This window comes from Synechococcus sp. R50.1 (genome assembly GCF_047462115.1).
Lineage (GTDB): Bacteria > Cyanobacteriota > Cyanobacteriia > Thermostichales > Thermostichaceae > Thermostichus.
Map to the genome: position 1 here is coordinate 1 of NZ_JANSIN010000068.1, position 11,321 is coordinate 11,321.

At 60.0% G+C, this 11,321-nt stretch carries 14 protein-coding genes and 1 tRNA gene; 4 read left to right on the forward strand and 11 right to left on the reverse strand.

Annotated features, from left to right (window positions below):
• Together NW870_RS12255 and NW870_RS12260 are read right to left on the reverse strand one after the other, a co-directional pair.
• On the reverse strand, positions 1–803 hold an 803-nt coding region (locus NW870_RS12255), incomplete at its 3' end, for an RNA-guided endonuclease TnpB family protein (protein WP_414375507.1).
• Positions 790–1,104, reverse strand: coding sequence for a hypothetical protein (locus tag NW870_RS12260; RefSeq protein ID WP_414375520.1), 315 nt, complete (start codon positions 1,102–1,104; stop codon positions 790–792). The genes NW870_RS12255 and NW870_RS12260, both read right to left, overlap by 14 nt.
• A 191-nt stretch (positions 1,105–1,295) precedes the next feature.
• On the opposite strand from NW870_RS12260, the gene gyrA reads away from it, so the two are divergent.
• The 4 genes from gyrA to psb28 all read left to right on the forward strand — a co-directional run bounded on the left by gyrA (position 1,296) and on the right by psb28 (position 6,016).
• Positions 1,296–3,851, forward strand: coding sequence for a DNA gyrase subunit A (gene gyrA, locus NW870_RS12265; protein ID WP_414375509.1), 2,556 nt, complete (start codon positions 1,296–1,298; stop codon positions 3,849–3,851).
• A gap of 209 nt (positions 3,852–4,060) precedes the next feature.
• Entirely contained in the window at positions 4,061–4,432 is a 372-nt protein-coding gene (locus NW870_RS12270) for a DUF760 domain-containing protein (protein ID WP_414375510.1), read from the forward strand.
• Between the two features lie 38 nt (positions 4,433–4,470).
• Positions 4,471–5,670, forward strand: coding sequence for a glycerate kinase (locus NW870_RS12275; protein WP_414375511.1), 1,200 nt, complete (start codon positions 4,471–4,473; stop codon positions 5,668–5,670).
• Between the two features lie 31 nt (positions 5,671–5,701).
• Positions 5,702–6,016, forward strand: a complete 315-nt coding sequence (gene psb28, locus NW870_RS12280; RefSeq protein WP_011433213.1) for a photosystem II reaction center protein Psb28 — start codon at positions 5,702–5,704, stop codon at positions 6,014–6,016.
• A 17-nt stretch (positions 6,017–6,033) separates the two neighbouring features.
• Here psb28 and gatA read toward each other — a convergent pair whose 3' ends face one another.
• The 9 genes from gatA to NW870_RS12325 form a co-directional block, all read right to left on the reverse strand.
• Positions 6,034–7,566 (reverse strand): Asp-tRNA(Asn)/Glu-tRNA(Gln) amidotransferase subunit GatA, encoded by a 1,533-nt coding sequence (gatA, locus tag NW870_RS12285; protein WP_414375513.1) that lies wholly within the window; start codon positions 7,564–7,566, stop codon positions 6,034–6,036.
• A gap of 166 nt (positions 7,567–7,732) precedes the next feature.
• A complete protein-coding gene (locus NW870_RS12290; RefSeq protein ID WP_414342514.1) occupies positions 7,733–8,029 on the reverse strand; it encodes a hypothetical protein in 297 nt (98 codons plus the stop codon).
• A gap of 111 nt (positions 8,030–8,140) precedes the next feature.
• Positions 8,141–8,479, reverse strand: coding sequence for a hypothetical protein (locus tag NW870_RS12295; protein ID WP_414375515.1), 339 nt, complete (start codon positions 8,477–8,479; stop codon positions 8,141–8,143).
• 76 nt (positions 8,480–8,555) lie between these two features.
• Positions 8,556–8,628 (reverse strand) — tRNA-Ala (locus NW870_RS12300).
• Positions 8,619–9,305: a Uma2 family endonuclease gene (locus NW870_RS12305; RefSeq protein WP_414375516.1), complete on the reverse strand. Its 687-nt coding sequence runs from the start codon at positions 9,303–9,305 to the stop codon at positions 8,619–8,621. The genes NW870_RS12300 and NW870_RS12305 overlap by 10 nt, the downstream gene beginning before the upstream one ends.
• 59 nt (positions 9,306–9,364) lie before the next feature.
• The gene (locus NW870_RS12310) at positions 9,365–9,682 is read right to left on the reverse strand and encodes a hypothetical protein (RefSeq protein WP_011433208.1); all 318 of its coding nucleotides are present in this window, start codon (positions 9,680–9,682) and stop codon (positions 9,365–9,367) included.
• A 97-nt stretch (positions 9,683–9,779) separates the two neighbouring features.
• Positions 9,780–10,160 (reverse strand): hypothetical protein, encoded by a 381-nt coding sequence (locus NW870_RS12315; RefSeq protein ID WP_414357119.1) that lies wholly within the window; start codon positions 10,158–10,160, stop codon positions 9,780–9,782.
• A gap of 173 nt (positions 10,161–10,333) precedes the next feature.
• Entirely contained in the window at positions 10,334–10,633 is a 300-nt protein-coding gene (locus NW870_RS12320; protein ID WP_011433206.1) for a ferredoxin, read from the reverse strand.
• 163 nt (positions 10,634–10,796) lie between these two features.
• On the reverse strand, positions 10,797–11,321 hold a 525-nt coding region (locus tag NW870_RS12325), incomplete at its 5' end, for an RNA-guided endonuclease InsQ/TnpB family protein (RefSeq protein ID WP_414375518.1).

The following is an 11,321-nucleotide window of genomic DNA, read 5'->3' on the forward strand; positions in this document are numbered from 1 at the left end:
CTGATGCCTGTCAAGTCTTCAAAAGCCAGTGCCGCACCAATAGCCTGGGCATCCCTGACCAAGGTTTTGCTGATGTTGTGGTTCAGCCATGTCTGGTAGCGCCGTTCTCTCCCAGAGAGCCTACGAAGCAGTCTTCTAGACGACCTCGTGCGTTTGGATTGAACCTTGGCGCGTACACGGCTGAACCGGTCGCGGACGGCCTGGATGTGTTCTCCACCCCAAGAGCGTCCGTTACTAGCGGTGGCTATATCCCGCCTGCCCAAGTCAACTCCGATTACCTTAGGAGTCTTGCCAGTTGGGGGAGTGTCCAACTTAACCGCAATGTTGATGTAGTACTCCCCTTGCTTGGTCTTGGACAGAGTTGCACTTGTTGGCTTCTGGCCCCGCAGAAGCGCTATCTGATAGCCACCGATCTTGAGCTTGAGCCGAACCCGTCCACTCATCAGGGTCACGCCAACAACCTGTTCGGACTCTCGGTACTCGAAAGTACGCACATCCAAGGTCAGGCTGGTGGGGCGAAACTTGTGGACTTGCTTCACCGCTTTGGCGTTGCTAATCACCCGGCGGAGTGCCTGACAGACGTGGTTGGCTTTCAACCCCGTTGCTGCTCTTACCGGTCGATAGACCAAGTGGTGCAGTTTGGCGGTATTCCAGCACTTTTCACGCTTAGCGGTGTCGAGGATCTGGTTGCAAGCGTCAGCAAATCCCTGCAAGGTGCGGTCAATCTCTTGACGCAACTCTTGTGGGACTATCAGCTTGCAACGTACAGAGATGGTCTGGCTCATGGGCTTATTGTAGCTCATCCAGGTTTTGTCCCAGTACACTTATATGGAGGCGGGCTTTCCTCCCGGCACCAAGCCTGCGGCTATGGTGCGGCCTCCAGCCCGAAAATAGGTGAGAGTAGTCCACATAGCGATGCCCATTGCTGTCCAGGTGGAGAATATCGGCAAATCGGTGGTTCCAGAGAATCTCATCGGCCAAGTAGGAGTGGCGAGCATAGATGGTTTGGGAAAAGGTATCGTCGATGCCGGTCAGGGTAATGATCAGCTCCGCTTGGCCCACCTGTAAATCTCGATCCATGAGGCTGTAGAGAGGGCCGCCGATGAACCACCGAGCCTCTCCTACTGGAAGTCAGCCAGCCTTCACAAAGGGCGAATGGTAGACTGGGAATACAAAAGCTTTCTGCTCAATTCAATCACCTTCAGTCTGCCACGGCCAAGGTTGGCTTCTCGATAAACTTCCATGAACCCACTGCGCCAAGGCCGACTGGGATCCCTTACGGATAACCCAACCCCATGAGCGACAACGAATCGACGGCGCGCATCATCTCCACCGACCTGCAGCGGGAGATGTCGCAGTCCTACCTGGAATACGCCATGAGCGTGATCGTCGGGAGGGCTTTGCCAGATGCGCGGGATGGCCTGAAGCCGGTGCACCGCCGCATTCTCTACGCTATGCACGAGTTGGGCCTGACGGCGGATCGCCCCTTCCGCAAGTGTGCCCGCGTGGTGGGGGATGTGATCGGGAAATACCATCCCCATGGGGATCAGGCCGTCTATGATGCGCTGGTGCGCATGGCCCAGGATTTCTCCATGCGGGAGCGCCTGGTGGATGGGCACGGCAACTTCGGCTCTGTAGACAACGACCCGCCGGCGGCCATGCGCTACACCGAGTGTCGGCTGACCGCCTTTGCCCAAGAAGCCCTGCTCCAAGATATTGACGCCAACACTGTCGATTTTGTGGGCAACTACGACGGATCCCAGCAAGAGCCGCTGGTGCTGCCGGCGCGGATCCCGCAATTGCTCTTAAACGGCTCTTCCGGCATTGCCGTGGGCATGGCCACCAACATCCCGCCCCACAACTTGGGCGAATTGGTGGACGGCCTGATCGCCCTCATCCACAACCCCAACCTGACCAGCCTGGAGTTGATGCAGTGGATCCCGGCTCCTGACTTTCCCACCGGGGCGCTGATCATGGGCCAAGAGGGTATCCGCGAAGCCTACACCACCGGGCGCGGCTCCATCACCCTGCGCGGAGTGGCCAGGGTGGAGACGATCGAGCAGCGGGGTCGACCGGTTCGGGATGCCATCATCATCACCGAGCTGCCCTACCAAACCAACAAGGCAGCCATGATCGAGAAGATCGCCGAGCTGGTCAACGAGAAAAAACTGGAAGGCATTGCCGACATCCGTGACGAGAGCGACCGCAGCGGCATGCGGGTGGTGATCGAGCTGAAGCGGGATGCCCAAGCCCAGGTGGTGCTCAACAACCTCTACAAGCAAACCCCCCTGCAGGCCAACTTTGGGGTTAACATGCTGGCCATCCTCAACGGCGAGCCGCGCACCCTGACCCTGCGGGATGCTCTACAGGCTTTTCTGGACTTCCGAGAGGGGGTCATTGAGCGGCGCACCCGCTACGAGCTGCAAAAAGCCGAGGAGCGGGATCACCTACTGCAGGGCTATCTCTTGGCTTTGGGGCAGTTGGATCGGGTGATTGCCCTCATCCGGGGAGCCGCCGATACCACCACAGCCCGAGAGGAATTGCAGGCGGTGTTGGGCCTGAGCGAAGCCCAAGCCGACGGGATCCTGCAAATGCAACTGCGCCGCCTGACTGCTCTGGAAGCGGAAAAAATTCAGGCCGAGCACGAAGACTTGGTGAGGCAAATTGCCGACCTGCGGGATATTCTGGCCCGCCGAGAACGGGTGATGCAGATCATCAGCGAGGAGCTGCAGCAGCTCAAAGCCCGCTTTGCCAGCCCGCGCCGCTCCCGCCTCTGTTTGGAGGATGGGGAGCTGGGAACGGACGATCTGATCGAAAACCGGGAGACGGTTATCTTTCTAACCGAGCAGGGCTATATCAAGCGCATGGGCCTTGAGGAGTTCCAGGTGCAGGGGCGAGCCACCCGCGGCAAAGCCGGCGCCCGCATCAAAGAAGACGATGCCATCGAACAGTTTTTTGCCTGTCGCAGCCACGACACCATCCTCTTTTTCACCAATCGGGGCGTAGTCTACACCCTGCCCGCCCACCAGATCCCCCAGGGGAGCCGTACCGCCCGTGGCAGTGCCATCGTTCAGTTGCTGCCGATCACCCGGGAAGAGCGGGTTACGTCCATGGTGCCGGTGAGCCAGTTCAGCGACGACGAATATCTGGTGATGCTCACCCGCGGCGGCTACATCAAAAAAACGGCCCTCAGCGCCTTTGCCAATGTGCGCTCCAACGGCCTGATCGCCATCTCTCTGGAAGAAAACGACGAACTGCGCTGGGTGCGCCGCGCCCGCTCCAGCGATGATGTGGTCATGGCGACCCGCCAAGGCATGTCCATTCGCTTCCGGGCGGATGACGAGCAACTGCGCCCTCTGGGACGGGCCACCCGGGGCGTGCGGGCCATGACCCTCAACTCCGGCGATGACATCGTCAGTATGGATATTATCTCTGCCGAGTCGGTGATGGCTGCCGAACAAGAGGGGGAGAGGCTGACCAACCCTTGGGTGCTGGTGATCACCAAAGAAGGGCGGGGCAAGCGCTCGGCCATCGACCATTTCCGCCAGCAAAACCGAGGTGGCAAGGGGGTGATCGCCACCAAGTTCCGGCAGGACTCCGATGAACTGGCGGCCTTGCGCATCGTTAATGCCGAGGACGAGATCCTGTTGGTGACCGCGAGAGGCATTGTTATGCGCCAGTTGGCCAAGGCCATTCCCACCCAATCCCGCGAGGCGACAGGAGTACTGGTGCAACGCCTGGATCCCGAAGACAGCATCGTGGGGGTAACGGTGGTACCCGCCTCTTTTGTCGGGGATCCCGCCGCAGCCGAGGAAGAGCCCCCGGATGAACCCTCGGAAGAAAGCTGTTGATCTGAGGCCCCAGCTTCAGTCTCTGATATAGGGGATCCCAGGTACGGCATTTGCCGCCGCAGAAGGGTGGGATCCCGTACCGGAGAGGGTGAGGATGGGGTGTTACCTTTGGGATAGCCCAAATTGCGGGAACGGCGAAGGTCTGTGGGATCAGGCCGAGCGCCCTAGTTTGGGCTACACCTGCTGTGTTTGTGGAGCTGGGTTACTCCATGTCGAGCCCGTTGAATTTCATCCCTGGTTTTGAGGCAGTGCAAACTCCGAGCCCCGACAACCGGCTCTGGCAATACTTGCAGTCTCAGGATCCCAGTGTCTTTCAGGATATTGCCCGCAACTCTTCCCCGGAAGTGCTGGAGATCTTGGGCCACAACATCCGCAGCTTGGTGGGGAGCTTGCCCTCCGATCAATTCGGGGTTCAGATCATTACCAACCGCGAGAGCCTGGCGAAAATGCTCTCCGGCGCGATGATGGGCGGCTATTTCCTGCGGGTCATGGAGCAGCGCCTAGCCCTGGAGCAATCTTTGGGCAGTGCCTCCCAGCCTGCCAGCGCGGATCAGCCTTCGCCAGCAGAGGAGGAGGGCTAGGCTTGCAATCCACCTTTTAGCGCCGCCGAGGAGGTTCCATGCTGGATGCGGGTTTCCAGGCAAAGGGATCCCAGTTCAGCAGCCCACCGCGGCGGATTTTGGTTTGCCCGGATAGTTTTAAGGGATCCCTAACAGCCACGGCGGCGGCAGAGAGCATGGCCCGCGGGATCCAACAGGTGCTGCCGGAAGTCGAGGTGGAGCCGCTCCCCTTGGCGGATGGGGGAGAGGGCACCCTAGAGGCACTGCTGCCGACGCTGGGGGGAGAGAAGAAGGGCCTATGGGTCACCGGCCCGTTGGGGGATCCCGTGTGGGCGGAATATGGGGTGGCGGGAGAGCTGGCCCTGTTGGAGCTGGCCCAGGTGGCCGGCCTGACCTTGGTGCCACCGGAGCGGCGGGATCCCAGCCGCACCACCACCTACGGCCTGGGGGAGCTGCTGCGGGCTGTTTGCCGCGATCCCATCGCTGAGATCTGGATAGGTCTGGGGGGATCCGCCACCGTGGATGGAGGGGCGGGCATGGCGCAGGCCTTAGGCTATCGCCTGTTGGATGGAGCTGGGGATCCCATCGGCTGGGGTGGGGCGGAGCTGGCCCGGCTGGCGCGCATCGAGCCCCCCGAACAGCCTGGTTGGCAGGGGAAACGGGTCCGCGGCCTCTGCGATGTGCAAAACCCCCTCACTGGTCCGTTGGGAGCCGCCGCCGTCTTTGCCCCCCAGAAGGGCGCCACCCCTTCCCAGGTGCAGCAGTTGGAGCAGGCGCTGCAGCAGTGGGCTCAAGTGGTGGAGCGAGATTTGGGCCAGGCCGTGGCCGGGATCCCAGGGGCCGGAGCCGCAGGGGGAGCGGGAGCAGGGTTGGTGGCTTTTTTGGGGGCCACTCTGGAGTCCGGGATCCGCTTGCTGGCCCAGCAATTGGCCCTGCCGGAGCGCATCCGCCGCTGCCATCTGGTCGTCACCGGAGAGGGCTGCCTCGACGAACAAAGCACGATGGGAAAGGTGGTGGGGGCGGTGCTGGAGCAGGCTATCCAAGCCCAAAAACCCCTGCTCATCCTCTGTGGCCAGGTGACTCCGGCAGCGCGCGCTGGGTTGGCAGCCCAGCCTCTTCCCCTTCGGGTTGGCGCCCTGTGCGACCGGATCCCCGATGTGGCAGAAGCCCAACGGCAGGCCGGCCATCACCTGGAGCAGATGACGGCCCAGGAGCTGAGAGATTTTCTGGAGCAGGATGCGGGGATTGGCCGGTTATAATGGCTTAAATCATCGTGTTTCGTAGGACATCATGGCCAGTATCGAGTTCTCCCCCGGCATCCAAGAGGTGCCCACCCAGGTGCGAGTGCTGAAATCCAAGACCGGCAACCGGGGATCCGCGATTTTCCGCTTCGAGGATCTAAAATCCGATACGCAAAACATCCTCGGCATGCGGATGATCGATGAGGAAGGGGAGCTGACCACCCGCAACATCAGGGCCAAGTTCCTGAACGGGGAATTCAAAGCCCTGGAAGTGACCTACGACATGGAAACCGAGGCAGAGTGGGATCGCTTCCTGCGCTTTATGGAACGCTTTTCAGCGGCCAACCAGATGGGCATGGCCTAGTTGCCGCCCTTCCCGCCTCAGCTTTTGGATTTTTTGCTCCTTTTGCCGGATCTGCGCTTGGCTTGAGGTTGGCCGGGATCGGATCCCTGGCCCTCTTCAACTGAGGGCTGCCCCAGCGGCGGCCGTCGCTTGTACCAGTCGGTGCTTTGCTCATAGGCATAGGCCACCCGCAGCACCTTGCTCTCCTGTAGGGCATTGCCCACAATTTGCAGGCCAATGGGCAGCCCATCGGCAAACCCGCAGGGCAGGCTCAGCCCCGGCAAGCCCGCCAGGTTCACCGGGATCGTCATCAGGTCGCACAGGTACATGCTGAGGGGATCCTCCCGCTCGCCGAGCTTGAAGGCTGGGGTGGGGGTGGTGGGGCTGACCAGCACATCCACCTTCTCGAAAGCCTTGAGGAAGTCCTGCTTGATGAGGGTGCGCACCTTCTGAGCCTTGAGGTAGTAGGCGTCGTAGTACCCCGAGGAGAGGGCATAGGTGCCGATCATGATGCGCCGCTTGACTTCTGGCCCAAAGCCGTGGGCGCGGGTCTTGCCATACATGGCCAGCAGCGAGTCGGCAGGTTCCCGCAGGCCGTATTTCACCCCGTCGTAGCGGGCCAAATTGGCAGAGGCTTCCGAAGGGGCAATGATGTAATAGGTGGCAAGGCCGTAGCGAAAACTGGGGCAGTCGATCTCCAGGATCTCGGCCCCCAGTTCCTGCAGATGTTGAATGGCCGCTTGCACGGCAGCGCGGGTCTCCTCGCCGCATCCTTCCCCCAGCAAGTCGCGGATCACCCCGATTTTGAACCCCTTGATGTCCGGGATCAGAGCCTGGCTATAGTCCGGGATATCCACCTTCAGGCTGGTGGAGTCCATCGGGTCATGGCCGGCGATCCCCTGCAGCAGCAAGGCCACATCCTCCACCGTGCGCCCAAACGGCCCCACCTGATCCAAAGACGAGGCAAAAGCCACCAGCCCGTAGCGAGACACCAGCCCGTAGGTGGGCTTGAGGCCCACCACCCCACAAAAAGCTGCCGGTTGGCGGATGGATCCCCCCGTATCTGAGCCCAGGGCCACCACCGCTTGGTCGGCAGCCACCGCCGCCGCCGATCCCCCAGAGGATCCCCCTGGCACCCGCGTCAGATCCCAGGGATTGGCCGTGCGCTGAAAGGCGGAGTTTTCCGTGGAGCTGCCCATGGCAAACTCGTCTAGGTTGGTCTTGCCCACCGTCACCATTCCCGCAGCCGCCAGCCGCGCCGTCACTGTTGACTCGTAGGGGGGAATGAACCCCTCCAGCATCCGGGAGGCACAGGTGGTGCGGATCCCTTGGGTGCAGAGGTTGTCTTTCACGGCAAGCGGGATCCCGGCCAAAGGGCCGATCGCCTCCCCGGCCCGAATGCGGGCGTCCACCGCCCTGGCCTGTTGCAGAGCCAGTTCTTCGGTTACAGTAATAAAGCTCTTGAGCTGCGGCTCCAGTTGGGTGAGACGCTCCAGGTATTCGCGGGCGATCTCCTCCGCCGAGCGCTCTTTGGTTACCAACTGCCTGTGGAGGGCACGGATGACAGACATAGGCAAACTCGTGGGGAAGGGCAAATGCCAGTGAGGCCAGACAAAGTTCCTCTAGATTAATCTAGGTGGGATCCCTTCCTACCCAAAATCCCGCCAATTTCCCCTCTCCCTGAGAGAGAGGGGCTGGGGGTGAGGGCGTCGGCAATGCAGAGCGCTTGGGCCCAAGTTACCGCCGTTCCAAAAAGTCGCGGCGCAGATCCCGAATCTCCTGCCGCATCTCCCGCATCTCTTGGGCCATCTCGTCAGTGCGCCGTTCCAAAGCTTCGGTGCGGCGCTCCACAGCTTCCGTGCGCCGTTCAATGGCTCGGGTGCGCTCGTCAAAGCGATCCAGCGCCTCCCGGAAAAACTGCGCCAGCATCGCCTGCCCTTCCCGCAGCTCTTGGATCAAAACCTGCTGGTTTTGCTGGGCAGCTTGCAACTCCTGGACGGCCCGAATCAGCCACTGCTCTTGCTCAGGTGTCATGGTTACCAAGGCGCTACAGAACAAGGAAATCCTACCACCCTAAATCTCCTCCTGGGAGAAGGATCCGGGGATGGTTACACTAGCAACGCAGAGCGCCTGGGCTGTTGGCAGTCAACGCCGTTCCAAAAAGTCGCGGCGCAGATCCCGAATCTCCTGCCGCATCTCCCGCATCTCTTGGGCCATCTCGTCAGTGCGCCGTTCCAGTGCTTCTGTGCGGCGTTCGATGGCCCGAGTACGCTCGTCAAAGCGATCCAGTGCCTCGCGAAAGAACTGCGCCAGCATCGCCTGTCCCTCCCGCAGCTCTTGAATCAAAACCTGCTGGTTTTGCTGGACAAGACGCAGCTCCTGCTGGGCAGCTTGCAGTTCTTGCTGGGCAGCTTGTAGCTCTTTTTGAGAGGCTTGCAGCTCTTGGATAGCGCGAATCAGCCACTGCTCTTGCTCGGGCGTCATGGTTACTGAAGCACTACGGAATAAGGAAATCCTACCACCCCTCTCCTGCTGGGAGAGGGGCCAGGGGTGAGGGCGATGGAGAGTAGGGAACTCGAATCCCTGACCTCTGCGGTGCGATCGCAGCGCTCTACCAACTGAGCTAACTCCCCGTAGCTTTACCAGAATAACCCGAATCCGCAGCCAAGATCTCCCCCGCCTGCAACTCCAGCTTGGGAAAGACCTTTGAGGATACCGGATCGGATCCCTTCAGCTCCAGCACATCGTACCAGCCTTCGTGGAGCAGCAGCAGGCTCACCTTCTCCTCCAAGGGATCCACAACCCAATACTCGCCGATCCCCAAAACGCAATACTCTGCTTGCTTGGCCCGGTAGTCTGCTGCCCGGCTCGACTCACTCACCACCTCCACCACCAGCAGCAGCGGCGGCTCCTCTAGGCGGATCAACGCCTCCCGGGATCCCATCTCCTGCCACTGCTCCAGAGGCAGCACCACCCCATCGGGGATCCGCACCGTAGCCCACCGACTGCCCCGCGGAGACTGGATCCCTGGGCTCCCCTGTATCGCTGTCCAGGGCAACTGCTGCCGTGCAATCTCTGCCTCGAAAACTCGGCTGAGAAAGTTTTGAATCTGCACATGCCGTCCGGTTGGAAGAGCCATGGGCACCAACTCCCCTGCCACCAGCTCATAGCGGGTATCACTGCCATCCGAATAAGCAAGGTATTCCGCCAAACTCAGGCGAGCTCTTGATGGTGCAGAAACGGATCCCATTGCCAAAGCCATAAACCGTCTCGGCCAAAAGTCTCTTTGCTGCCATACTAGCCTTGTCATCTCGCACAACCCCTCTCTTCCTCTGGGAGCAGGGCTGTGAGCGCTCGGTCTGTTGGCAGTCAACGCCGTTCCAAAAAATCGCGGCGCAGATCCCGAATCTCCTGCCGGATCTCCCTCATCTCTTCCGCCATCTGGTCGGTGCGCCGTTCCAAAGCTTCGGTGCGGCGCTCCACAGCTTCGGTGCGCCGTTCAATAGCCCGGGTGCGCTCATCAAACCGATCCATTGACTCGCGAAAAAACTGGGCCAGCATCGCCTGCCCTTCCCGCAGCTCTTGAATCAAAACCTGCTGGTTTTGTTGGACAAGGCGCAGCTCCTGCTGGGCAGCTTGCAACTCTTGGATGGCGCGAATCAGCCACTGCTCTTGCTCAGGGGTCATGGTCGGCGAGGGTTACAGAAGAATAAAAAAATCCTATCACCCTGCATTTCTCCCTGGGAAAGGGGCTGTGAGCGCTTGGGCCAGGGTTGGATGGAAGCTAACGCCGTTCCAGAAAATCGCGGCGCAGATCCCGAATCTCCTGCCGGATCTCCCTCATCTCTTCCGCCATCTGGTCGGTGCGCCGTTCCAAAGCTTCGGTGCGGCGCTCCACAGCTTCGGTGCGCCGTTCAATAGCCCGGGTGCGCTCATCAAACCGATCCATTGACTCGCGAAAAAACTGGGCCAGCATCGCCTGTCCTTCCCGCAGCTCTTGAATCAAAACCTGCTGGTTTTGTTGGACAAGGCGCAGCTCCTGCTGAGCGGCCTGCAATTCTCTTTGGGAGGCTTGCAATTCTCTTTGGGAGGCTTGCAATTCTCTCTGGGAGGCTTGTAGCTCCTGGATGGCTTGAATCAGCCACTGCTCTTGCTCAGGGGTCATGGTTGCTGAAGCACTACAGAATAAGGAAATCCTACCACTGCCAATTCTCCTCTCCCTCTGGGTGAGGGCCTCAGCAGCGCGGAGCGCTCGAACACCCCCTTGGGCCACCCAAAACAAAAACCCCTCTCTCTTTGGAAGAGGGGCTGGGGTTGAGGACGGAAATTCAAGCTCGATCAGTAAAGGGCTTCTTCTTGGTGGGTGATGATGGTGCAGTCGGAAGTAGGGTAAGCCACACAGGTCAGCACATAGCCCTGCTCGATCTGATCATCATCCAGGAAGGACTGATCGCTTTGATCCACCGTGCCGCTCACCAGCTTGCCGGCACAGGTCGAACAGGCACCGGCGCGGCAGGAATAGGGCAGCTCGATCCCTTGCTCTTCTGCCACGTCCAAAATGTATTCGTCATCCGGCACATCGATGGTGACGTTTAAGCCTTGCTCCTCGTTGATCAGAGTGACCTTGTAGGTAGCCATCCTGGTTGGGTCTCCAGAAAAAACATCCACTCCTCATCCTGCCACCCTTCTGCCCCGGATCAAGCATCCTTTTGTGAGGAAATAGGCAAATCTTCCGGTTTTTTCCAGGTGGATCCGCAAAAGCCGTGCCGGGCAAGGATTGTAAACTACCCGGCTCCGACCGCTAAGCGGTACGGAGCAGGCTTTCAGTAGCCCTGAGCCTGTTCTGCTCTACCAGAGAACAAAACAAGCCCGAACCTCTAGGCTGGTTTACGACAGCCCCCAAGAGCGCAATTACGTTTGCACCATTCAAGTCCGCATCTCCTTCCCATCCACAGTGCCCACACTTGAACGACTTGCCACTGCGGTAGGATTGCGCAGGATCGGGATGGATGTGTAAACACTTGTGACAGGTCTGCGACGTGTAGGCAGGCGGCACAAGAATCAGAGCAACCCCCGCACGCAGAGCCTTGTACTCCAGAAACTGACGTAGTTGGTAGAACGCCCAACTGTTGGCCCTGCGCCGCTCGGCTTTGCTGCGTGGCTGTTGATTGACCCTTTCCCGGATCCCTGTCAGGTCTTCCAGAGCAATAGCGCTGTTGGTAGCTTTTGCCCTAGAGACAATAGCTTTGGAGATGCGATGATTGACCCACACTTGAAAGCGTCTCTCCTTGCCAGACAGCCGTTGCAACAGTTCTCTGCATCTGCG

Bases quoted from the DNA above. Each gene is read 5' to 3' on its own strand.
- NW870_RS12275 (WP_414375511.1), top strand. From the start codon at position 4,471: ATGCTGGATGCGGGTTTCCAGGCAAAGGGATCCCAGTTCAGCAGCCCA.
- NW870_RS12270 (WP_414375510.1), top strand. From the start codon at position 4,061: ATGTCGAGCCCGTTGAATTTCATCCCTGGTTTTGAGGCAGTGCAAACT.
- NW870_RS12290 (WP_414342514.1), bottom strand. From the start codon at position 8,029: ATGACACCTGAGCAAGAGCAGTGGCTGATTCGGGCCGTCCAGGAGTTG.
- gyrA (WP_414375509.1), top strand. From the start codon at position 1,296: ATGAGCGACAACGAATCGACGGCGCGCATCATCTCCACCGACCTGCAG.
- NW870_RS12310 (WP_011433208.1), bottom strand. From the start codon at position 9,682: ATGACCCCTGAGCAAGAGCAGTGGCTGATTCGCGCCATCCAAGAGTTG.
- NW870_RS12315 (WP_414357119.1), bottom strand. From the start codon at position 10,160: ATGACCCCTGAGCAAGAGCAGTGGCTGATTCAAGCCATCCAGGAGCTA.
- psb28 (WP_011433213.1), top strand. From the start codon at position 5,702: ATGGCCAGTATCGAGTTCTCCCCCGGCATCCAAGAGGTGCCCACCCAG.
- NW870_RS12320 (WP_011433206.1), bottom strand. From the start codon at position 10,633: ATGGCTACCTACAAGGTCACTCTGATCAACGAGGAGCAAGGCTTAAAC.
- gatA (WP_414375513.1), bottom strand. From the start codon at position 7,566: ATGTCTGTCATCCGTGCCCTCCACAGGCAGTTGGTAACCAAAGAGCGC.
- NW870_RS12295 (WP_414375515.1), bottom strand. From the start codon at position 8,479: ATGACGCCCGAGCAAGAGCAGTGGCTGATTCGCGCTATCCAAGAGCTG.
- NW870_RS12305 (WP_414375516.1), bottom strand. From the start codon at position 9,305: ATGACAAGGCTAGTATGGCAGCAAAGAGACTTTTGGCCGAGACGGTTT.